Source organism: Bradyrhizobium sp. CCBAU 25338 (assembly GCF_028128965.1).
GTDB lineage: Bacteria > Pseudomonadota > Alphaproteobacteria > Rhizobiales > Xanthobacteraceae > Bradyrhizobium > Bradyrhizobium liaoningense.
In genome coordinates this window covers 498,770-520,885 of sequence record NZ_LFKY01000002.1, presented here as the reverse complement: position 1 = coordinate 520,885, position 22,116 = coordinate 498,770, and the positions used below count along the sequence as shown (strand labels likewise).

Sequence of the window (22,116 nt, the reverse complement as noted above, 5' to 3'; positions counted from 1 at the left end):
ATCAAGCGTTGGAAGTCAGGATGCGGGAGGGGCGCGGGGCTGGAATGCCGTGCCGGCCGATCTCAGGTGGATGAATTCGGCATCCGTGGTGCGTCGGAGCAGCTCCATCGCCTGCGGCAGCAGCAGCACGGGAGGCGTTGCGGATACGACGGCACCGGCCATCGCAATGACGGCGCAGATCGCGCAGCTGTCGTCGCCCGGATGCTCGCGGTCAGGACCTGAAGGCGATTGCTTCTGGACCACGGCGTGGTCGATCGCAGCAGCGCCCTTGGTGTTATCGGTCTGCTGCAACGAGGATTGGGCGAGGGGCGCGGCCTGGGCGAACCAGTGGCTGTGGCCGAACGTCAGCGCGACCTGCACCAGCATCGCGAACAACGCGAGCCGAGCGCCGTGCCTGATATTCGACCGGAACCACTTCATCTAGAAACGCCACCCCCACATCGGGGCGTCAATCCCAGGACGCCGCGATGTTATAGTGTAACATCGCCCGATCGCTCCGCGGATGTCAACGGCGGGGGGATCAGCGCATGCAGACCGCCGACCAGATGTGTCGTTCCGGCAACTAGCGTCCTTCGCGGACCCAGGTCGCGGCGAATGCGCCGAGCAGCAGCAACAGGCCGATCAGGCCGGAGAAGATCGGCAGCACGCCGACGCCCTTCACCACGCTGGCGTCGCGCATCCGCACCCCCATCCAGCCGTCGCCGTTGAAGACGCTCGCTGAGCGCACCGGCAGGATGCGCGGCAGCTCGACGCTGGAGCCACTGGCCACGCGCACGGCGTTGCCGCCCGTTGCCTGCGTCAGCGGCTTCAGCGTATCGACCGTGGAGGTGACTTCCGAAAACTCCTTCGGATTGGTCGGGCCGACATTGATCAGCGCCTTCAGCGTGCCGTCGGTGGCCTGCCACAGGCCGAGCTCGTTCGCCGGCAGGCTGGCGCGCCACTCGCCGGGATCGGCGGACGCCAGCGTCAAGTCGTGCGACACGCCCGATGGCGAAGTGACGCTCACCGGCTGGACGCTGTCTGCCATGGTTTGACGCACCACGACGAGGTCCTTGCCCTGCACCTGGAGGCGCAGCGCCTCCTCGTCCAGATCAGGCTGCTTCATCAGCCAGTGCGACATCCGCCTGAGCAGATCGAGATGTGGCCCGCCGCCCTCATAGCCGCGCGCCCACAGCCAGATGTGGTCGGAGAGCAGCAGCGCGACGCGGCCCTCGCCGAAGCGCGACAGGAACAGAAGCGGCTTGCCGTCGACGCCGGTCATGACAGGCGGGTTCACCGCATTGCGGGTATCGACGGTGCGGAAGAACCGGCTCCAGCGCGGCGGCTCGCTGGCGGAGCCCTCGAGGCCACGCGTGACCGGATGGCGTTTGCCGATGTCGGACAGATGCGCATAGAACGGCTTTTCCGTCACGCCGACCGGCTCGGCCGGCAGCACCGAATCCAGCGGCGTGCGCCAGATGCTGGTGTTGGAGGCGTAGTCGGGCCCGGCCGAGACCAGCACCGCGCCGCCCGAGCGGACATAGCGCGCGATGTTGTCGAAATAGGCGATCGGCAGCACGCCCTGACGGGCGTAGCGATCGAAGATGATCAGCTGGAACTCGTTGATCTTCTGCTGGAACAGCTCGCGCGTCGGAAACGCGATCAGCGACAATTCGTTGATCGGCGTGCCGTCCTGCTTCTCCGGCGGGCGCAGGATGGTGAAGTGGACGAGGTCGACGCTGGCGTCGGACTTGAGCAGATTGCGCCAGGTGCGCTCGCCCGAATGCGGCTCGCCCGAGACCAGGAGCACCCGCAGCTTGTCGCGCACGCCGTCGATGGCGACGACGGCGCGGTTGTTCACCGGCGTCAATTCTCGTTCGAGCGGCGAGGCCTCGATCTCGACGATGTTCGGCCCGGCATGCTTGATGTCGACGTCGACGCTTGCGCTCTGGCCGCTTCCCAGCGTGCGCTCGTTGATGACCTCGCCGTCCCGGCGGATCGTGACCCTGGCGCGCTCGCCGGAGACACCCTGGTCGTCGAGGCGATAGTTGATGGTCTGGGTCTGCCCGACGATGCCGAAGCGCGGTGCCGCCGTGATCGCGATGCGGCGGTCGCGCTCGTCTTTCTGCCCCGTGACCAGCGCGTGCACCGGCGCCTGGAAACCGAGCGCGGCGGCGTTCGCCGGAATGTCGTGGACGCGGCCGTCGGTGATCAGGAACGCGCCGGCGACGCGGTCGACGGGGACGTCCGCCAAGGCCGAGGCGAGGGCGCCGAACAGCTTGGTGCCGTCGGTCTCGCCGTCGGCCTGCCCAGCCTCGACGACGCGGACTTCGAGGCCCTTGATCTTCTTCAGGCTGTCGACCAGCGCTTCCTGCGCCTGGGCGGCCTCACGGTTGCGGTTGCCGAAATTCTGGCTCGGGCTCTTGTCGACGACGACGGCCGCCACCGAGGTGAGGGGATCGCGGTCCTCGCGGGTGAAGGAGGGATTGGCGAGCGCCAGCAGGACCAGCGCCAGCGCGGCCACGCGCACCGCGGCGCCGCGCGCGCGTGCCAGCAGCAGCACCAGCGCCATGACGACGATCGCGGCGAGCGCGAGCCACAGCACGATCGCGGGAACAAGTGGCGTGAATGCGATGCCGTAGTTCATGTTTTCGCTCTCTCGGCATCGTCATGCCCGGGCTTGTCCCGGGCATCCACGTTCTTCGCGCCCCGTGGCGACGCGTGGATGGCCGGGCATAGGCGAGCGGAAGCGACGCCGTCCTTTGGACGGCTACGCCCGGCCATGACGGCTTCGTTTTGGCAGGTGTCGAGTTTCAAAAACCGCATCATTGCCCCAGCCGTTCGATCAGGGCCGGTGCGTGCACCTGGTCGGCCTTGTAGTTGCCGGTCAGTGTGTACATCACGATGTTGGCGCCGGCGCGGTAGGCGAATTCGCGCTGGCGGGCGTCGCCGCCGGTCACCGGCAGCATGGCCTGCCCGTCGGGCCGCACGGCCCAGGCGCCGGCGAGATCGTTCGATGTGATGATGATCGGCGAGACGCCGTCGCCGCCGCGCGCCGGCCGCTGCGCGCTGTCCTCGTCCTCCTCGCGCGGTAGTGTCTCGACCCAGGTCTGGCCGGCGGTGAAGCGGCCGGGGAAATCGCGTAGCAGATAGAAGGTCTTTGTCAGCACGTGCTCGCGCGGCACGGGCTCGAGCTCGGGCACGTCGAGCGAGGAGAGTATCTCGCGCAGCGTCTGCATGCCCGGGGTCTGCGACGCCCCGTTCGCGCCGGGCGGTGCCTCGATCGCGTCGCGGGTGTCGAACAGCACGGTGCCGCCCTGCTTCATGTAGGCGTCGATCTTGTTGATGGCGTCCTGCGGAGGCTTCGGCGCGCCCGGCACGATCGGCCAGTAGATCAGCGGGAAGAAGGCGAGCTCGTCGCGCGCGGGATCGATGCCGACGGGATCGCCGGCCTCGAGCGCGGTGCGCTGGGCCAGGAACAGCGTCAGCCCGTTCATGCCCGCCTTGACGATGGAATCGACGTCGGCATTGCCCGTCACGACATAGGCGAGTCGCGTCTGCGACACCGCCTTCATCGCGAACTCGTCCGCGGCGCCGTCGGCGCGCGCCGGCGTCGGCGCAAACGACATCAGGCCCGCGAGCACCAGGGCGAACACGATCATTGCGGGCGCGGCGCGGCGGCGCAGCAGCGCGGCAATCCCGCCGCCGAGCACCGCGACGATGATGGCGTCGATCAGGAACAGCGCGAGCGCGGTGGACAGCAGCCAGCCGCGCAAGTCCCGCGGTTCGGCATTGGTGTAGGTGGCGTGCCGGGCGCGCAGGCCAGCGGTGTTCAGGGCCGCGATGCGGTCGGCGGCAGCAAGCGTGTTCACGGCAAGCGGTCCTTCTGCCGGACCATAGAAGCCCGGCGGATGATCGGGTGTGGCCCGATCGCGATAATCGGCAGGCAGCGGCTTTGCGGTCGCCGGCGGCGGGCCGAACGCGCCGAAACCATCGAGGATGTGCAGCGGCGCCACCGTCTCGGCGGTCGCCTCGCTGGCAACGCCCGCGCCGGGCTTGGCCGTGTAGCCGGACATGTCGACCACCCGCCGCAGCATTTCGACGAAGGTGCCCGACATCGGCAGGTCCGACCAGCGCATGTCGGCGCTGACGTGGAACAGGCTGACGAGGCCCTTGCCGCGATGCTCGCCGGTCACCAGCGGCGTGCCGTCTTCCAGCGAGGCCCAGCTCTTGGTGGCGAGCACGGCGTCGGGCTCGGCCAGCACCTGGCGGCTCACGGTGACGTCCTTGGGGACCACCACGCCGGCAAACGGGCCGTCGGCCGCGAACGAGGCCAGATGCTGGGGCTTCTCCCAGGTCAGGCTGCCGCCGAGCGTCCGACCGCCCTTGCGCAGCTTGACCGGGACGAGGTCGTCCTCGGCCTGTGCCAGCCGGGGACCAGCGAACCGCACCAGCACGCCGCCCTGGTCGACCCAGGCATTGAGGCGCTCGCGGAGTTCAGGGGAGATGGTGCCGACATCGGCGAGGATGATCATCGGCAGCTTCTGGTCCAGAAATTGTGTGATGCCCTGCTGCGGCGAGCCCTTGTCGGCGAGCCGGACGTCGGCGAACGGCGCCAGCGCGCGGGTGAGATAGAAGGTCGGCGCCAGCAGCGGCTGCGCGGTCTCGCTGGTCGAGCCCGAGACGATGCCGATGGCGCGGCGGCGCCAGCGCTTGTCGAGCAGCTGCACCGCGCCGGCGGAGCGCTCCCCGGATATTTCCAGCCGGGTGATGTCGTTGCGCAGCTCGACCGGCAGATCGAACGCGGCTTCGGTCTCCTTGTCCTGCGGGCCGAACGAATAGCGGGCTTCTCCAATCGGCGAGGCCTTCTGGTCGAGCGCGCGCACGGTGCCGACCGCGATGCCGCCGTCGGTGCGCAGCACCTTCACGGTCATCTTCGCCGCGGCGTTCTCGGCCGCGACCAGCGCCAGCGGCGAGGAGGTGCCGCCTTCGAACACGGTCAGGCTGCGATCGCCGATGGTCTTGCCAAGGCCCTGCACGAAGTCCTCGCCGCGGCCGGTGTCGACGCCGTCGGAGAGCCAGGCGATCTCGCAGTCGCCGGTGACTTTGAGGAAGCGGTCGACCGCAGCCAGCGTCTCGACGCGGTCGATCGAATAGGGCTTCGGCGCGAGTTGCCGCAGCGCCACGCGCGCCGCACCCGCCGGCATCAGGGTGATGTCGCGGTTCGGCTCCGACAGCGGCACCAGCGCGATCGCGCGGCTGTCGTTGTCGGCATTGGCGATCAGCTCGTCGGCGGTCCTGATCCTGACGTCCCAGTGCGATGCGGCGCTCCAGCCGTCGTCGAACATGATCATCAGGGGCGCCCTGCTGCCGGCCGCGCCTGTTTGCGGATTCCAGATCGGGCCGGCGGCGGCGAAGATCACCAGCGCGGCGGCGAGCAGGCGGAGCGCCGTCAGCCACCAGGGCGTCCGCGAGGGCGTCTCCTCCCTGGGGGCGATGTCGAACAGCAGGCGCGTCGGCGGAAATTCGATGCGACGCGGCCGCGGCGGCATCACGCGGAGCAGCCACCACAGCACGGGCAGGCTGACGAGGCCGATCAGGAGCAGCGGTTGCGTGAAGGCGAGCGGCAATCCCATCATGCGGCCGGCTCCGCCTTGATCGTCGTGGTGCGGGCGCCCGACTTGCTCACCTGCATGCCGGCATGCAGGAACAGCAGCAGCTCCGCTGCGGAGCGGTCGGTCGCGTGCGTCGTGAACAGCCAGTCCAGCTTGTTGGTCTCGGCGCGGATCTGATCGCGATGCAGGGCGAGCCGCGCGGTATAGTCCTGCGCCCAGCTCTCGGCGCGGCCGGCGGTGATCACGCCGAAGCCTTCGGGCTCGACGAACTCGACGCGGCCGGAATAGGGAAACGACTCCTCGGCGGGATCGACGACCTGCACCATCGTGCCATGCGCGCCGGAGCCGGAGAGCCCTGCCAGCATCGTCCTGATCTCGGAGATCGGTGACCAGAAATCCGACAGCACGATGATCTCGGCCAGAGCCGCGGGCACGAAGGACGGCGGTAGGCTCAGCCGGTCGGCATCGTCATGCAGCATCGCCTGTGCCATCCTGTCGATGACGCTGCGGCTTGCGGTCGGCGCCATCAGCCCGGGAATGCCGACGCGCTCGCCGCCGGAGACGAGCAGCTCGGCCAGCGCGAAGGCGACGATCAGCGTCCGCTCGAGCTTGGATTCGCGCGCGGTCTTCGAGGCGAACGCCATCGAAGGCGAGCGGTCGGGCCAGATCCAGACCGTGTGCGAGGCTTCCCATTCGAGCTCGCGGACATAGAGATGGTCGTCACGCGCCGAGCGGCGCCAGTCGACATTCTGCGACGGCTCGCCGGAGACGAAGCGGCGGTACTGCCAGAAGTTTTCACCGGCGCCGGCGCGTCGCCTGCCATGCAGGCCGTGGATGACGTTGGCGGCGATGCGGCGGGCCTCGAGCACCAGGCGCGGCAGCGAAGCGGCGAGCGTGCGACTTTCGCCATCGGCACGTCGGATCGCCAGTGTCTCCTTCGCTGCGTGCCCGCTCTCAGCTGCCATCAACCGATCCGTGTCTTCAATTGCCGGATCACGTCCGGAATCGTGCGGCCTTCGGCGCGCGCCTGGAACGTCAGCGCCATGCGGTGCTTCAGCACGGGTTCGGCGAGGTCGAGCACGTCGTCGACCGAGGGCGCGAGGCGCCCGTCGATGAGCGCACGTGCGCGTACGGCCAGCATCAGCGATTGGCTGGCGCGCGGGCCGGGTCCCCAGGCGATGAACTTGCCGGCTTCACCGGCGTCCGGACCCGGGCGGGCCGAGCGCACCAGCGACAGGATCGCCTCCACGACGGAATCGCCGACCGGCAGGCGCCGGATCAGGCGCTGCGCGGTGATCAGCGCATCCGCGGTCATCGAGCCCCTGGCGAGCGTCTCCTCCGCGCCGGTGGTCTCGAACAGGATGCGGCGCTCCGCATCGCGATCGGGATAGTCGACGTCGATCTCCATCAGGAAGCGGTCGAGCTGGGCTTCGGGCAGCGGATAGGTGCCTTCCTGTTCCAGCGGGTTTTGGGTCGCGAGCACGTGGAACGGCTTGGGCAGATCGTGCCGCGCGCCGGCAACGGTGATGTGCTGCTCCTGCATCGCCTGCAGGAGCGCCGACTGGGTGCGCGGGCTGGCACGGTTGATCTCGTCGGCCATCAGGAGCTGCGCGAACACGGGACCGGCGATGAAGCGGAAGGCGCGCTTGCCCGCGGTGCTCTCGTCCAGCACCTCGGCGCCGAGAATGTCGGACGGCATCAAATCGGGGGTGAACTGGATGCGCTTGGCGTCGAGACCGAGCGTGACGCCGAGCGTCTCCACCAGCTTGGTCTTGGCGAGGCCCGGCACGCCGATCAGGAGCGCATGGCCGCCGGAGAGAATGGTGACCAGCGTGTTCTCGATGACGCGATCCTGGCCGAAGATGACGGAGGCGATCGCTTCCTTTGCGGCGCGAATCTGGCTCGACACCTGCTCAGCCGAACGGACGATCCCGTCCTCGAGTTTCTCGACACTCTCCGCCATTCGCTCGCTCCTTCAGCCTGCCACGCGGCTTGCTCGCATCGTCACGTCAGCACGTCACGTCGGGTCATCACGTCACGTCATGGGCCCTATGCTAGACTTGCAGGAAGGCCATGTATTCGTTGAATTAACCTATCCCCACCTTATCGGCTTCGGGGTATGTACGGCATCACGAAGTGGCGACCTCCACACCGGACTATTCCGGATGGAACCGCACACCCGAGTACAACGTAGACCTGCACCAATCGTGCCAATCACAGAGTCAGGGCAAACCATGGCGAACCAAGGGCAGAGCGCCGATCGCGGTCTCGAGGGGCTGACTGCGGCCGCCAAAAGCGTTGCCAATACCGAAGGCGCCAAAAAGGGTCTGCCTCCGGTGCATCTGTGGAATCCGCCGTTTTGCGGCGATCTCGACATCCGAATCGCGTCCGATGGTACTTGGTTCTACTTGGGAACGCCAATCGGACGTCCTGCCCTGGTCCGCCTGTTTTCGACCATCCTCAAGCGCGAGGGCGACAAGCATTTCCTGGTCACGCCCGTGGAGAAGGTCGGCATCCGCGTCGATGATGCGCCGTTCATGGCGGTCGAGATGCAGAAGGACGGCGAGGGCCATCATCGCGTGCTGCGCTTCCGCACCAATGTCGATGACTGGGTCACCTGCGATGCCGCGCACCGGCTGCGTTTCGAGCAGGCACCGGATGGCGGGCTGACGCCCTACTTGCACGTCCGCGCCGATCTCTGGGCCAAGGTCACAAGGGCGCTCTATTACGATCTGGTTGACATGGGCGAGGAGCGGATGGTCGATGGCCAGCCGATGTTCGGTGTCGAGTCGGCCGGCGAATTCTTCGCCATGGCCGATGCGGAGCAGGTGAGGGCCGCGCTTTGAATCTGAACAAGCCTATCCTGACGAACGAGCCGGTCGCGATGGGAGCTGAGGATTTCTTCGCCCGTTCGCGGGCGAAGCTCGGCTTCGACGTGCCGCCGGGCCTGTACGATCCGAACATCATCCCGGCCTCGGGCGATCCCGGCACCGACAAGATGCTCGAGATCATCGCGCGCGAGCAGCCGGTGCGGCCGGCGGCGGTCCTGATCGCGGTGGTCGACCATCCCGAGCCCACCATCCTGCTGACGCAGCGATCTGCCCATCTCAACGACCATGCCGGTCAGATCGCGTTTCCCGGCGGCAAGATCGATGCGACCGATTCCTCGCCGCTGGATGCGGCGCTGCGCGAGGCCGAGGAGGAGGTCGGGCTGTCCAGAGACTTCGTCGAGCCGCTCGGCTATCTCGATCTCTACGGCACCGCCTTCGGCTTCCGCATCCTGCCGACGGTCGCGAGGGTCAGGCCCGGATTTTCGCTCACCATCAACCATTCCGAGGTTGATGATGCGTTCGAGGTGCCGCTATCCTTCCTGATGGATCCGGTGAACCACCAGGTGCACAGCAAGGAGTTCCGCGGCATGGCGCGGTCCTATTACGCGATGCCGTTCGCGGAACGCTACATCTGGGGTGCGACGGCCGGAATGTTGCGTGTGCTGTATGAGCGGATCTATTCATCATGATCCGGACGGTTCTGACCGAGATCGGAATCTTCCTCATCCCCTTTGCCGTCTATGCGTTGTTTCTGGCCGCAACGCGGTCCGGCCTGTTCGCGCGATCCTCCTGGCCGGTCGCGATCGTCGCGCGCCTCGCGCTGGTGGCGATCGTGCTTGTCATCGCGGGCCTGATCGGTCTTGCGCATTTCTCCGGCGCACCGCCGGATTCGACCTACGTTCCCGCCCATATCGAGAACGGCAAGCTCGTGCCGGGCACGGAAAAATAGGGGCCGACCGATGAGCGCGGAGCCGTTGCTTGCCCATGCGCCCTGGCTGACCGCAGGCGGGACCGCGCGTGTCCTGCAACTGCTCGGCAGTGATGGCGAGGAGGCACGGGTGGTCGGCGGCGCCGTCCGCAATGCGCTGCTCGGTCTCAAGCCCGGCGACATCGACATCGCGACCACGGCGCTGCCGGACGAGGTGATGCGGCGTGCCACGTCCGCCGGCATCAAGGGCGTGCCGACCGGTATCGACCACGGCACCATCACGCTGGTGATCGACGGGCACCCTTACGAAATCACCACGCTGCGCGAGGACACAGAGACCTTCGGCCGCAAGGCAAGGGTCGCGTTCGGCCGCGACTGGGTGAAGGATGCCGAGCGGCGCGACTTCACCATGAACGGCTTGTCGGTCGATGCTGATGGTGTCGTGTACGACTATGTCGGCGGCATCGCCGATGCGAAAGCCCGCCGCGTGCGCTTCATAGGCGATCCCGACCAGCGTATCGCCGAGGACTATTTGCGTATCCTGCGTTTCTTCCGCATCCACGCCGCTTTTGGTGCCGGCGAGCCCGACCGCGACGGCTATCTCGCTTGCATCCGCGGGCGCGCGGGCCTGGCTAGCCTCTCGGCCGAGCGGGTGCGCATGGAGATGCTGAAATTGCTGGTGGCCGGCGGTGCAGCCGCGGCGGTGCTGGCCATGGCCGAGGGCGGATTGCTGCAGGCGCTGATCGGCGGCGTCGCCTATACCGGTCCTTTTTCGACGATGATCGCGATCGAGCGCGAGCTCGGCCTCACCGCAAGCGGCACGCGGCGCCTGGCCGCGCTGTCGGTCGCCGTCACCGAAGACGCCAAGCGCGTCGCCGCGCGCTTGCGGCTCTCCAACGCCGAAACCAAGGCGCTGGATTCGATGGGGCACCGCTGGTGGCGCTTGGCCACCAAGGACGAAGCCGATGCACGGCGGCTGCTCTACCGGCTCGGCGCCGAGCGCTATCACGATCGCGTGTTGCTGGGCTGGGCCAGGAACGGCGGCGACGTCACCTCGTCGAGCTGGCGCGCGCTCGCCGAGCTGCCGCAGCGCTGGACCGCGCCGAAATTTCCGCTCAAGGCCGCCGACTTCATCGCACGCGGTCTGGCCGAAGGACCCGCGCTCGGACATGTGTTGACGCTCGCCGAGGACGCCTGGCTCGCGGCGGATTTTCCACTCGAGGAAGCCGCGCTCGCGTCCATCGCCGATCGAGCTGCGGCACGAATCCGCCGCACCCAGAAAACGTGACCCGCGGTGCCGATGATCGCGGTCTCCGTATTCTTCGCCTGCGACAGCCGGATGGTCGCCAGGCTCAGCTAGGCAGACCGCCTTCCTGCGCGCACAACGCTGCGGTCTTCCGACCGGGGCGCCCACGGGTCTCCCGAGGGATCGTCACCGAGGCTCTCCGCAAGAAAGTCGATGAAGAGGCGGAGCCGGCTCGGTACGAAACGCCGATGCGGGTACAGGACGTGCACGCCGAGGCTGCCCCAGTCGCAATCCTCCAGGATCGGGACCAGCAGGCCCGCCTCGATGTCCTTGCCGCAGACAAATGACGGAAGCCACGAGACGCCAAGCCCCGCCACCGCCGCCTTGCGCAACGTATCGGCGCTGGTCGAGGCGAGCCGGGCGGTCATCCTGACCTTCCCCTGCATCTCACGTCGGCGCCAGGACCAGTCGAGACGAGGTGCGGGCTGCGAGAAGGTCAGCGCGGGCAAGGCCGAGAGCATCTCGGGCGTGTCGGGAACGCCGTGTCGGGCCAGGAAGTCCGCGCTTGCCACGACGCGAAAGTGGGTTGTCGCGAGCTTGCGTCCGATCAGCGCGGTGTCGAGCGACGGCGCGACGCGGATCGCGATGTCGAAGCCTTCCTGCACGAGATCCACCGGGCGGTTCGTCAGGTCGGCGACGACGGCAATGCCGGGATGCCGCGACATGAAATCGACGAGCAGCGGCGCCAGGTGGTCCTGGCCGAGCTCGACCGGCGCCGTCACCCGGAGCGTCCCGCGCGACTCCCGGTTCTCCGCTCCCACGGTGCCCTCCGCCTCGTCGACGGCCTCGAGGATCGCGAGCACCTTCTCGAGATAGAGCTGCCCCTCCGGCGTCGGCCGGACCGACCGGGTGGTTCTGTCCAGAAGCCGGGCTCCGGTGCGCTCCTCGAGATGACCGACATGCTTGGCCACCATCGCGGCCGACATCGCGCAGGCGCGGGCCGCCGCGTTGAAGCCGCCGAGCTCAACCACCCGCACGAAAACACGCATGCTGCTCAGCGTATCCATGGCCCTATCCCACACTCCCAGTCAGCATCGATCCTACCAAACGGTGAATTCTCGCAAGCGCGACGGCGACGTAGACCGCTGCGCGAGCCCGATCGGGCCGTTGCGAACAAGAGGTACCACATGAGGACATTGCTGCAATTCGACTTCGCGTTTGATGGGCCGTGGGGTCAAGATCTTGAAATCGCCTGCCGTGATCTTGCGGACGACATCGCGGCCCAGCCCGGGCTCATCTGGAAGCTCTGGGGCGAGAACCGCAGCGCGGGCCGCTCGGGGGGCGTCTACTTGTTCGAGACGCCGGAAGCTGCCGCTGCTTATGTGGCCAAGCATCGGCCGCGTCTCGCCGACTTCGGCGTGATCGACCCGGCGATCTCGTCCTTCAGCCTCAATCTGCCGCTGTCTCGCACGACGCGCGCGCCGCTCTGAGAGGGCAAGCGATGTACACGACCATTGCCGAAGTCGAGATCGAGGATCTTGCGCGCTTTCTTTCCGTCTTCGCAACGGACGGCCGGAGCAAGCGGGAGGCGCATGGGAGCCTCGGGGCCGAGGTGCTGTTCGCATCGGATGGCTCGGACAGGGTCATCGTCCTGATCGACTGGCGGGACGAAGCGGCCTGCGACGCCTTTCGATCCGACGCCTCGGTGCCGGCGACGATGGCCAAAGGCGGCGCCAAGGGCCGCCCGCGGTTCACCCCCGTCATCAGGGCGGGCCGGTTCGCCGCATGATGCCGGACGCGGCGGCCGGTTCGGCCGCCTCGGCGGTTGCCTTGCCGCGGATTCTCCACTAGACGAGGCCGTGCCCGCTTCCATCGCAGATCAGGCTGCGGCACGAATCAGCCGCGATCAGAAACATTGACCATCGTCTCAGGCTTCGCCGACATCTCGCTTCTGCAGCTCCTGCTGGTCGCGACGATGGCGTTGTTTGCTTCGATCATCGGTGGTCTCGCCGGCTACGGCACCGGCGCCCTGATGCCGCTGGTGCTGGTGCCGCTGGTCGGCGCCGAGCCCGTGGTGCCGATCATCGCGATCTCCGCGATGTTCACCAATCTCAGCCGCGCCATCGCTTACTTGCGCTACGCCGACCGCCGCCGCGCGCTGATCGTGCTCGCCTGCGCGGCGCTGACGACGGCGCTCGGCGCCTACGGCTACACGCGCCTGACCAATGCGGGCGCGGCGCTCGTGATCGGCACCATGCTGATCCTGAGCGTGCCGCTGCGCCGCGTGCTGCGACGGCGCCAGGTCAGGATCGGCGACAGCGGCCTTGCCGCCGGCTCCGTCGGCTACGGCGTGCTGGTCGGCGGCACCTCGGGGTCCGGCGTGATCCTGCTGTCGCTCTTGATGGCCACTGGGCTCGAAGGCGCCGCCGTGATCGCGACCGATGCGATGATCTCGCTCGGCACCGGCCTCATCAAGATCTCGGTGTTCGGCCTCGCCGGCGCCGTGACGGCGCAGGTGCTCGCCTTCGCGCTTCTGATCGGCGGCATCGCAATCCCCGGCGCGTTTCTCGCAAAGGCCGTCGTCGAACGGATGCCGGTGCACATCCACGCCGCGATCCTCGACGTTGCGGTCATCACGGGCGGGCTGGTGATGATCTCGGCCGCGGCGAGACAGCTCGTCGCGTAGATGACGCCGGTTCAATTGGCGTTCGCGTCCGGACCACCGTGCTCACGGACGTCGGCCCCGGGCACAAGCCGGAAGAGCACACGCCAACTCGTGGGCCGACTTCGTTTCGGCCATGGTCGCGCTCGCAGGGAGGCTCATCTCTTTTGAGAGCCCAAACGCCGCGGAGCCAGCCCGAGCCCCTCCGATGACGGGAGCGATGGAGCCCCTGACTCCAATCAGTCAGGCCGTGTTCGCCTGGCGGCTGAACTGATGTGGCGCCCCCGCGAGTTGACCTTCATCAATAACCCCGCTCCGATTTGAGCATCATACGCGTTCCGAGGTGGTAATGCGGAGAACTTGCCATGTTCAAGTTTAAGCGCGTTCCGTTTACCCCTGGTGATCTAACCAATCATCAATGGGGTACCGATGACGTCCTCGAGGGTGACCCAACTAAAACGATCTTGATCGGGGATGCTGGCGGCAGCATGTTCGATTTTTCGAGGGGCGGCAACGACACCTTTACGGGACCCTCGTTTGCGGGGGGCAACCTCATCCACTACACTTTCTACGGTGACGCGGCCGGCGGCATGTTCGATTTTGCTCGCGGCGGCGACGATACCTTCACGTTCGCTTCCCCGAGCAACACCGCTTACGGCGACGCGGGCGACGATATGTCCGATCACAGCAAGGGCGGCAACGACATTTTCAGCGGAGTTGGCCCCGCGACCAACACTTTCTATGGTGATGCGGGCGGCGACATGTCCGGCCATGCTCAGGGCGGCGACGATATCTTCACGGGCATCATCGACTTACCTGCTCCCTCATCCAACATTTTCTATGGCGATGCGGGCGGCAACATGTCGGGCCACGCTCAGGGTGGCGGCGATGCCTTCACGGGCTCTAGCAAGGCCTCCAACACCTTTTACGGCGATGCGGGCGGCAGCATGTCCGGCTATGCTCAGGGTGGCAACGACAGCTTCACCGGCGGCGTCCTCTCCTCCCACACTTTCTATGGCGATGCGGGCGCCAACATGACCGGCCATGCTTGGGGCGGCAACGACATTTTCAGCGGAGGCAACGACTCTATCAACACGTTCTACGGAGATGCCGGCGGCGACATGTTGGGCCGCGCTCGGGGCGGCGATGACACCTTCACGGGTGGCAACAGCTCCCTGACTGGCTCCACCACTTTCTACGGTGACGCGGGCGGCGACATGTCCGGCTATGCTCAGGGCGGCAACGACGCCTTCGCAGGCGGCGACAGCTCCGGCCCTGGCTCGACGAGCAACATTCTTTTCGGTGACGCGAAATCCATGTCCGGCCGCGCCGAGGGCGGCGACGATACTCTTGTCGGCGGCAACAGCTCCGGCACTGGCTCGACGAGCAACATTCTCTTCGGTGATGCGGAATCCATGTCCGGCTGCGCCGAAGGCGGCGACGATATCTTGTTCGCCGGAACCGCGGCCCCCGGCGGGACAGTCAGCAATGCGATGTGGGGTGACGGATTATTGCTGGGCGACGCTGATGGCGGCCGAGATCTGTTCGTGTTCAAAGACGATGGCCCGGCGACAGTCGGGACGGAGAACACCATCGAAGACTTCAGCCAAAGCCAACATGATCAGATCAAGTTCAGTAATGTGGCGGGCGTGCACTCATTCAACGATCTTGTCATCACCCAATCTGGAACTGACACCCTCGTTACCGCGGGAGCGGATCAAGTGACTCTGCACAATTTCGCAGGTTCGCTCACAGCAAACGACTTCCTGTTCGCCTGAAGACGAGATGCATTGCTTGCAAGGCAAGTTTTGGCCTGTGCACCCGACCGCGGGAACTGACGGGCTTATCCGCGGGGGATAAGTCAGGCCGCGCAGTCGGAACTGGGGCAAGACACTGACGGGGCGCCAGGACGGTCGTGGTGTGTCGCTTAGCCAGTGTTTCTGACCGCCTCAGCCAGAATGGCGTAAAGTTGCTGCCTGCTGAATTCCTTGGGCTGCTGCCTCCCCGCTGTACTCGACGACACCTTCTGTGTGACCGGACGGGGGCAGGGTGCCGACGACGGCCTCAGCTTCGGGGCCGGCCTTATCTTGGGCCGTGCTGTGGGCGACATGTGGCCGCGCTTCAGGCCAAGACGGGTCAGCATGCCGCAGACCGCGTTGCGACTGCACCCGAGACGGCGCGCAATCTGCGCCGCGCTCTGTCCTGCGAACCAGAGCCTCTTGAGAAGCGCTATGTCTTTTGCATCCCAGCTCATGAGAGATATTATAGCGCCGACTGCCGGACGCGGGCTAGTCTAGTCTTCGTCGGGCTCGCGCACGACCGCCGGTTCGTCAGCATCACCTTCCTCATCGGCGTCTTCGTCCTCCTCGTCCTCCTCGTCTTCATCGGGATCCCGGGGCGGCATCACGATGCCCATGAGCATGAGTGGTGTCCAGCCGTTCGCTGTGGTGGAAAATGCTTCGGAGGTGTGTTGCTTCATGTCATTGCTGCTCCTCGAAAAGCACGCGCCGTCGAATATTCCCGACGGGCGGCGCGCGTATGTTCGGGGCGCGATCGTTGCAAGCGCGAGGATGACATCAGGTCGATTACGCGAGCAACGGCCGCACCCGCCACGCAACCGGTGACGTTTTGAGCTACTTCAAACCCGAAGCCCCACTAGAGCATGATCCGGACAAGTGTGAAGCGGTTTTCCGAAAAGATCATGCTCAAACAGTAACCTGAAGCGCGATGCCGATTCATCCCAATCTCATCGTGCTTTAGGCTCTATGTCCACCAAGACCTCGCCGGTGGTGACTTCTGGAACCCCAAGATCGAGGTCGTGTAGACTCGCCTGAACAAACGCAAGTATCTTGGCGTTCGCTGCGCTGGCGCTTTCGCGGTCATCAAATATCATCACGGCGATACCGACACCGTCGCCCGCGTCCATCACATGGTAGGATCTGAATCCCTGCGATTGCTTCAGGATCTCACCGACGCCGCTCTTGGCGCGACGAGCAGCGTCCGCTACCGAACGAACCTTGGTGTACTTGCGAATGACCATGTACATGGGGCCACCACGCGCCACACGCCCCGTCGCATCAAAGCATATCGGTCCCAGCCGGACTAGGGCAACTTTCGGTACGGGCGACATCGTCCGGTTGGACGCCGCGCAACGCGCCTTTTCCAATGAGCCATCCTCGCCCCGCAAGTGGGGGCGAGGTGCCGAGGCTCAGGAGCCCTCGAACTTGAACGATACGTTGAGCTTGGCGCGATAGGCCTCGATCTTCCCCTTGTCATCCAGTTGCATATCGAGCTTTACGACCTCTGCAACTCGAAGATCTCGGAGAGATTTTGCAGCTTGTTCGACCGCATTGGCGGCCGCCTTCTCCCATGAGTCGGTGCTGGTACCGACCAGTTCGATGACCTTGTAGACGCTATCGGGCATGTCGTCCTCCTATTGGGTAGGAGCAGGAAATCTAGCATCGGTATCTCGACGCTGATACGTCCCGCGAGATGACGCGGAAAAGGGTCCGATTGGCTGTCATTTTCCTGTATGACCCACAGAAGAACCGGGCGGCCCTCCGTCGGGGATGCGTTCGTTGCAGCCCCCAACGGATGCCCGCATGGAATCGCCACCCGCCGGTTAGCTTCAGGCTATGGTGTCGTCATTGCCGCCAAGGTTCGACCCATGAAGCGATGGCGCTACGTCGGTATCGGCAGCATGGTTATCGCCGTGGTCCTGGTTTGTGCCGGGGCCCTGGTGGTTGGTCAATCCCACGTGCCGTCAGACGCCGTAGCGTCATCCGTCATACGAACTCCGGAGCTTATGGAGCGGGCGTGGCGCCTGCCCGTGGCAGCCACATTCCAAAGACACGTCGACTGGCAGTCAAATGGCTCTCGCTGCGGACCTGCAGCTGTCGCGAATGCCTACCGGTCGCTTGGCGAGGCGGCAAGGACGGAGGGCGAGGTGTTGGCCGGTACATGGAGCTGCTGGACAGGCATATGCATCATGGGTCTCTCGCTCGATGAGCTGGCCGCAGTCGCCCAGACCAACACGAGCCGGAAGGTCACTGTCTTGCGCGATCTCAGCGAGAGCCAGTTTCTGGAGCATCTTCGTCGCTCCAACGATCCGGGCCGACGCTACATCGTGAATTTCGATCGCGCTCGAATTTTCGGTGCCGGTAGCGGACATCATTCGCCAATTGGAGGTTATTTCGAAGCCGAGGACCTCGTTTTCGTGCTCGATGTCAACTCCGACTTTCAGCCTTGGCTGGTCGAACGGAAGCGGCTGTTCGACGCCTTGAATACGTTCGATGGCGACAAGAAGCGGGGGCTGCTGTTCATCGAGTAATGTTCCACTGCATGTCGCCTGTTGGCCCCAATGCAAAGCATTGCCTGTTGCAGTGGGCGCAACGTCACTCGTTACGAAGCAACCCCCTATCGCAATCGACCATCGGCCAAGATTGGCCTCGCTAGTTGGCGAGGGGGGTGCTACACAGCTGGCATCACCGCACGCTACGTGGCTGTTATCGGTGACTGAGAGCTTGCGCTCCCGCCTCCACCCGAAGAAGGCGGTCAGATGTCCAATCCGGTCAAATTCGATATTCGTGAGTGGCTGGTGCCACCGCTATTGGTGCCGATCGTCCTCGTGTTGCTGATCGCGATCGTGGCCGTTCTATGAGCGGCAGGTCCGTTCAACGGGAGCCGCTCTTAAGCAGAGACTTGAGCCAGGGCGTGAGCCGAGACAGGAGGCGGGAATGGCAAATACAGCAGTGATCAGGGATGCCTACGGCGTTCCGGCGATTTTCGTGGGTTCGAAAACAGGTCGGGACGATGCTCCCTTTGTTTTCGTCAGGGTCGGAGGCGAGGAGCGCAGGATGCGCTGGTCCGAATGGGATGCTCTGCCGGCCTGGACCGGCGAGCGTCCGATTTGGGCGAGCGGAACCAAATAGCGATGGAGTGTTCAGCATGAAGATGGCTCGACCAGGCACATGGATCGCGGCGCTTTTGCTGGCGTCGGCGCTGGGCACATCCACGCCCGGAGCTTTTGCCGCGGAGCCGAACTGCCGTGCGATCGAAAGCGCCAACGCGCGCCTCTCCTGTTACGATGCGGCTTTTCCTCCAAAAACAGGGCGGCCCGCCAAAACCAGCATCGATTTATCGTCCGGCTACACGGATCCGTTTCTTGCTGAAGATGCCCGAACCGCCGCGAAGCTGAAGAATATTTGCCGCGATTGCTGAGCGGCACCGACCGCGACGCGCTCCTGAACGTCGCGCTCCAATTCAGAGACCAGCTGTATGACGAATGAAGATGCGAAGGGGAGCCGCGCGCTCCGCCAACGAAAGCGTGCTGTTCATCTGGCCGGTGCGGCACTGGACGACAGGGCCGACAGTTTCGCGAGCTCGAAGGACCAATCGACGAGAAAGCAGCACCTGCTTGATGGGCCGACGGAATTTAGAGAGGTCCGGGTCGATCGTTCAAACGAGACTTCAAGCGACGAGGATTGATCCAATCGGCGGCAAAGCCAGGGCAGCCTGCAGATGGTTCCTGCGCGGACGCGAAACAAAGCGCTCGCTGTCCAGCAGATAAGGGAGCATTGTCTCGCTACCGCCGAGCGGCCCGCAGCATCTACCGGTGGTGTGAACGCGAGTTGCGCTCCCGCTCCACCCCGCAGCGGAGCATCAAACATGTCGGCTCGCCGATCCCCGGAACCATCATCGACATTCGAATACCGTCTGGCGCAAGAGGCACTCAACCTTCGTCAGCAGGCCAAGGGGATGCCCCTCGGGATCCGCCGCACAGAGCTTTTGCGAAAAGCCCGGCAGATCGATGCTGCCGGAGAGGTCAACAAGTGGCTGACCTCGCCGGGATTGCAGCCACCAGGTTGAGATTTGCAGCATGATCCGGAAAAGTATGCATCGGTTTTCCGAAAAGGATCATGCTCGAACGATAACCTGGAGCGCGATGTCGCTTCATCCTGATTGCATCGCGTTTTAGGCCGCGCCATAGCACGATGTGATGAACCTCGGCACGCAACGCGGCGACCAACTCTTGTCGGGATTTTACTCTCACCCTCCCGGGGCTGGAAGGACGCCGCCTGCGCTTTATTTCAAGCGGGCGGCGTTTTTGTGCGCGGTGGCAAGCCGTCGGATGCGACGTCTGGAAGCCGAAAGCGGTTTTCATGCGGCTTTCGAGGAACGCCGCTGGGAGATCGGCTTTAAGCTCAATCACCTTTTCGGATTCCTGGGCTGCTATCGGTGACTGAGAGCTCGTTGCTCCCGCCTGCACGCCGCGGGATGCACATGTGCAACAAGTGCGACCAGATAGATAATGAGATTGAACAGTTCCGCCGATTGATATCGCCGGGAATGGACGCGCTTAGCCTGACGATGATCCGATGCGCCATCGAATTGCTGGAGGCTGACAAGGCGGTCGTTCATTGCCGCGGCATTGTGCACCAGCCAGCGCGCCCAAGTTCGTAACCGTCTTGGATCTCGCCGCTTGCCCGGTTGCGAAGTTGCTTGCCGAGGCTGCCTGATGATCGGGGCATTCCCGCAACTGCGCGGGCAAGAGCCACACGGCACCTTGTGGGCTTGGACTGGCCGAGGCCGACATATCCGGTCCGGCCGGCAAGCGGAGAATCCAATGTCCCGGCTTCCTGGCATCGGGTTGCGGTTCTGCCCCAATCGAGCAATAGAAGATTCTTGGAGGCCTGCCTCCGCTCTGGAATGGTATGATCGCGAGCAACCCCTATGCTGACGTCCATCCCACACCCGCAGATCTTGTTTATTGATGGCCTGCCTGGTTCCGGCAAGAGCACGGCCGCAGCGGCACTGGGCGATTCAGTCTCCGACAGCAAGGTTTTCGTCGAGAGTGCTCCAGATCATCCCTTGCTCGTGGGCAGGCCCGACCGGATGGGAGCAGCCTTCGCAGACATTCACGAGATGCACTCTATAGGTTCGTTTGCCGCTGCGGCGCTCGAAAGGTTGGAAACATTCCTGGAAGGCGCCGGTCATGATGTGCTGTACGTCTTTGAGAGCCATCCCATCCAGAGCACGGTTCGGGTGCTTTTTCAGCTGGACGCGCCTCAAACGACGATACTTCGGTTTTGGTCGAATCTGCAGGAACGGCTGGCCGTCGCTCAACCTCGGCTGATCTACTTCCAGGAGCCGAATCCTCTGCATGCCCTCAAGGAGACCAATCGAAAGCGAGGGCCAAGTTGGGAGAGCTACTTCGTTGAAGCATTCCAGCGATCACCATGGATGCAGGCACGCGCGCTTTCCGGCGCCGAAGGCGTGGATCAGATGGCCGTCGCGTATGCAGATTTGATGGATCAGTTGGTGGATCTGTGGCGGTTCCCTAAGCTGAAACTCCCCGCACGGCCGGAGAACTACGAAGCGCGGACGGATGTGCTGACCAAGTGGGTCGTGGCGCCAGCAAGCCGAGAGCGGCATTAGGGGCAGCCGCGCGCAGGTTCGATGTGCCTTCACGTCCGGACAAATGGCCCATCAGCGAAGTAGGATACAGTTCACCTTCTTGATGCCGCTTCGATAAAGCGAACCACGAACGTCGGCTTTTGATCCCTGGCTGAACAACGAGGCGCCCATCGTCACGTCGGCTGTCGGCGGTAGTCCGGTCGCAGGACCCTGTGCCCGCAGTGAGTGCGACCACTATCAAGACGTGATACTCTCGCGCCCGGCGTCCTCAACATCTGATGAGGATCGAATGAAGCGGCGGAAGTTCATAGCGGCTACTGCTGTGTTGCTCGTTTTGCCCCGGCGTCTGTGGGCGCAGAGGAAGCCTCGTCGCATCGGCTTTCTTGCTATAGGTGATGGGAGCGGGCAGGCCCTTAATCCGGCCGAGCGTGTATTCCTTGATGGGCTCCGACGCTACGGCTGGACGGATGGAAACCTGATTATCGAATTCCGCTTCTCTCATCCTGCCGATCGATTGCCAGCTTCGGTCGCCGACCTGCTGGCTCTCAATCCCGATGTACTAGTCGCTGCGGGACCTCCAGCGGCCTTAGCCCTGAAATCGGCAACCGCCACCATTCCGATCGTATTCGTGGCTGTGGCTGATCCCGTCCGCCTCGGCCTCGTGCAAAGTCTATCGCGACCGGGTGGCAACATAACGGGTATTGCCACCAACGTGCCTGAAGATTTCTTCGGAAAGCGTGTCGAGATCCTTCGCGAGCTCGTGCCCGGCGCCTCGAAAATCGCGATCTTGATCAATCCAAAGAACCCAATGCTCTACCTGATGGAAGAGACACGCAACATGGCGCGGAGGCTCGGCATAGAACTGCTGACAGTTGAAGCGGCCACGGCCGAGGAACTTGACAGCGCCTTTGCTTCGGCCTCTGCCCAAAATGCCGATGCGATAATTGATTTCGGTGATCCGCTCACCTATGTCGAGGCTCCGCGAATAATCGCGCTCGCGGCGCAATATCGTCTGCCCGCAAACTACTTGTTTCGAGTCTACGCCAATGGCGGATTGTCCGTCTACGGCGCGGATACAGCCGATCTGTTCCGCCGTGCAGGCAGTTTCGTCGACAGGATACTCAAGGGCACCAAGCCTGCCGACCTGCCGGTTGAGCAACCGACGAAATTCGAGCTGGTCATCAACATGAAGACCGCCAAGGCGCTCGGGCTCACCGTGCCGCCCTCGCTACTCGTCCGCGCTGATGAGGTGATCGAGTAGAGGCGCCTTTCCTGCCGCTGTGCAGGAGTCCCGTCATGGCCCCTGGCTGCCCATCTGTTGCCACGCCCGGAAGTCGGCTCGCGGCGTGCTAACGGACCAAGGACTGATATGGCCGCGACGCCCGCATTTGAACCCAAACCTGACATCCATTCGGACTTCGTGGACCGACGACTGTCGA

At 64.7% G+C, this 22,116-nt stretch carries 24 protein-coding genes; 14 read left to right on the top strand and 10 right to left on the bottom strand.

Translation table 11 applies throughout. From position 1 onward, the window contains the following. Nucleotides 1-15: 15 nt before the first annotated feature. From ACM42_RS03880 to ACM42_RS03860, 5 genes are all read right to left on the bottom strand, one after another. Nucleotides 16-420 (bottom strand): DUF2946 domain-containing protein, encoded by a 405-nt coding sequence (locus ACM42_RS03880; RefSeq protein WP_271526680.1) that lies wholly within the window; start codon nt 418-420, stop codon nt 16-18. 142 nt (nt 421-562) lie between these two features. Then, the gene (locus ACM42_RS03875) at nt 563-2,626 is read right to left on the bottom strand and encodes a hypothetical protein (protein ID WP_271526679.1); all 2,064 of its coding nucleotides are present in this window, start codon (nt 2,624-2,626) and stop codon (nt 563-565) included. 178 nt (nt 2,627-2,804) lie between these two features. Then, nucleotides 2,805-5,618, bottom strand: a complete 2,814-nt coding sequence (locus ACM42_RS03870; protein ID WP_271526678.1) for a DUF4159 domain-containing protein — start codon at nt 5,616-5,618, stop codon at nt 2,805-2,807. Beyond that, nucleotides 5,615-6,559: a DUF58 domain-containing protein gene (locus ACM42_RS03865; protein ID WP_271526677.1), complete on the bottom strand. Its 945-nt coding sequence runs from the start codon at nt 6,557-6,559 to the stop codon at nt 5,615-5,617. The genes ACM42_RS03870 and ACM42_RS03865 overlap by 4 nt, the downstream gene beginning before the upstream one ends. Beyond that, a complete protein-coding gene (locus ACM42_RS03860) occupies nt 6,559-7,557 on the bottom strand; it encodes an AAA family ATPase (protein WP_028181301.1) in 999 nt (332 codons plus the stop codon). Before ACM42_RS03860 ends, ACM42_RS03865 begins: the two co-directional genes overlap by 1 nt. A 271-nt stretch (nt 7,558-7,828) precedes the next feature. Here ACM42_RS03860 and ACM42_RS03855 point away from each other — a divergent pair, with 271 nt between their 5' ends. From ACM42_RS03855 to ACM42_RS03840, 4 genes are read left to right on the top strand one after another with little or no spacing between them, the layout of a single operon-like run. Beyond that, nucleotides 7,829-8,440, top strand: coding sequence for a DUF1285 domain-containing protein (locus tag ACM42_RS03855; RefSeq protein WP_271526676.1), 612 nt, complete (start codon nt 7,829-7,831; stop codon nt 8,438-8,440). 38 nt (nt 8,441-8,478) lie between these two features. Beyond that, the gene (locus ACM42_RS03850) at nt 8,479-9,114 is read left to right on the top strand and encodes a CoA pyrophosphatase (protein WP_370115329.1); all 636 of its coding nucleotides are present in this window, start codon (nt 8,479-8,481) and stop codon (nt 9,112-9,114) included. Further along, nucleotides 9,111-9,374 (top strand): DUF6111 family protein, encoded by a 264-nt coding sequence (locus tag ACM42_RS03845; protein ID WP_124163351.1) that lies wholly within the window; start codon nt 9,111-9,113, stop codon nt 9,372-9,374. The genes ACM42_RS03850 and ACM42_RS03845 overlap by 4 nt, the downstream gene beginning before the upstream one ends. A 10-nt stretch (nt 9,375-9,384) precedes the next feature. After that, nucleotides 9,385-10,641 (top strand): CCA tRNA nucleotidyltransferase, encoded by a 1,257-nt coding sequence (locus ACM42_RS03840; RefSeq protein WP_271526675.1) that lies wholly within the window; start codon nt 9,385-9,387, stop codon nt 10,639-10,641. 68 nt (nt 10,642-10,709) lie between these two features. Here the strand turns inward: ACM42_RS03840 and ACM42_RS03835 are convergent, their stop codons facing one another. Next, the gene (locus tag ACM42_RS03835) at nt 10,710-11,666 is read right to left on the bottom strand and encodes a LysR family transcriptional regulator (protein WP_271526674.1); all 957 of its coding nucleotides are present in this window, start codon (nt 11,664-11,666) and stop codon (nt 10,710-10,712) included. A gap of 120 nt (nt 11,667-11,786) precedes the next feature. On the opposite strand from ACM42_RS03835, the gene ACM42_RS03830 reads away from it, so the two are divergent. From ACM42_RS03830 to ACM42_RS03815, 4 genes are all read left to right on the top strand, one after another. Further along, a complete protein-coding gene (locus ACM42_RS03830; RefSeq protein WP_271526673.1) occupies nt 11,787-12,089 on the top strand; it encodes a monooxygenase in 303 nt (100 codons plus the stop codon). 11 nt (nt 12,090-12,100) lie between these two features. Next, nucleotides 12,101-12,388 (top strand): antibiotic biosynthesis monooxygenase, encoded by a 288-nt coding sequence (locus ACM42_RS03825; RefSeq protein ID WP_271526672.1) that lies wholly within the window; start codon nt 12,101-12,103, stop codon nt 12,386-12,388. A gap of 126 nt (nt 12,389-12,514) precedes the next feature. After that, nucleotides 12,515-13,285: a sulfite exporter TauE/SafE family protein gene (locus ACM42_RS03820; protein WP_271526671.1), complete on the top strand. Its 771-nt coding sequence runs from the start codon at nt 12,515-12,517 to the stop codon at nt 13,283-13,285. Nucleotides 13,286-13,626: 341 nt separating this feature from the next. Then, nucleotides 13,627-15,039, top strand: coding sequence for a hypothetical protein (locus tag ACM42_RS03815; protein ID WP_271526670.1), 1,413 nt, complete (start codon nt 13,627-13,629; stop codon nt 15,037-15,039). Nucleotides 15,040-15,188: 149 nt separating this feature from the next. Here ACM42_RS03815 and ACM42_RS03810 read toward each other — a convergent pair whose 3' ends face one another. The 4 genes from ACM42_RS03810 to ACM42_RS03795 form a co-directional block, all read right to left on the bottom strand. Beyond that, nucleotides 15,189-15,515 carry a GcrA family cell cycle regulator gene (locus ACM42_RS03810; RefSeq protein ID WP_271526669.1) on the bottom strand — a complete coding sequence of 109 codons (327 nt, stop codon included), beginning with the start codon at nt 15,513-15,515 and terminating at the stop codon, nt 15,189-15,191. Nucleotides 15,516-15,554: 39 nt separating this feature from the next. Next, on the bottom strand, nt 15,555-15,740 hold the full coding sequence (locus ACM42_RS03805) for a hypothetical protein (RefSeq protein ID WP_271526668.1): 186 nt from the start codon (nt 15,738-15,740) through the stop codon (nt 15,555-15,557). 267 nt (nt 15,741-16,007) lie between these two features. Further along, entirely contained in the window at nt 16,008-16,307 is a 300-nt protein-coding gene (locus tag ACM42_RS03800; RefSeq protein WP_271526667.1) for a hypothetical protein, read from the bottom strand. 162 nt (nt 16,308-16,469) lie between these two features. Continuing rightward, nucleotides 16,470-16,685 carry a dodecin family protein gene (locus ACM42_RS03795; protein ID WP_271526666.1) on the bottom strand — a complete coding sequence of 72 codons (216 nt, stop codon included), beginning with the start codon at nt 16,683-16,685 and terminating at the stop codon, nt 16,470-16,472. A 243-nt stretch (nt 16,686-16,928) separates the two neighbouring features. Between ACM42_RS03795 and ACM42_RS03790 the strand changes: the two genes are divergently transcribed. The 6 genes from ACM42_RS03790 to ACM42_RS03765 all read left to right on the top strand — a co-directional run bounded on the left by ACM42_RS03790 (nt 16,929) and on the right by ACM42_RS03765 (nt 21,938). Beyond that, nucleotides 16,929-17,591, top strand: coding sequence for a phytochelatin synthase family protein (locus ACM42_RS03790; RefSeq protein WP_271526665.1), 663 nt, complete (start codon nt 16,929-16,931; stop codon nt 17,589-17,591). A gap of 617 nt (nt 17,592-18,208) precedes the next feature. After that, complete coding sequence (locus tag ACM42_RS03785) at nt 18,209-18,481, top strand: hypothetical protein (protein ID WP_271526664.1); 273 nt, start codon at nt 18,209-18,211, stop codon at nt 18,479-18,481. Between the two features lie 57 nt (nt 18,482-18,538). Further along, a complete protein-coding gene (locus tag ACM42_RS03780) occupies nt 18,539-18,748 on the top strand; it encodes a hypothetical protein (RefSeq protein WP_271526663.1) in 210 nt (69 codons plus the stop codon). A gap of 511 nt (nt 18,749-19,259) precedes the next feature. Continuing rightward, nucleotides 19,260-19,502, top strand: a complete 243-nt coding sequence (locus ACM42_RS03775) for a hypothetical protein (protein ID WP_271526662.1) — start codon at nt 19,260-19,262, stop codon at nt 19,500-19,502. Between the two features lie 491 nt (nt 19,503-19,993). Beyond that, on the top strand, nt 19,994-20,698 hold the full coding sequence (locus ACM42_RS03770; RefSeq protein WP_271526661.1) for a hypothetical protein: 705 nt from the start codon (nt 19,994-19,996) through the stop codon (nt 20,696-20,698). Nucleotides 20,699-20,966: 268 nt separating this feature from the next. Next, nucleotides 20,967-21,938, top strand: a complete 972-nt coding sequence (locus ACM42_RS03765; protein ID WP_271526660.1) for an ABC transporter substrate-binding protein — start codon at nt 20,967-20,969, stop codon at nt 21,936-21,938. Nucleotides 21,939-22,116: the final 178 nt, after the last annotated feature.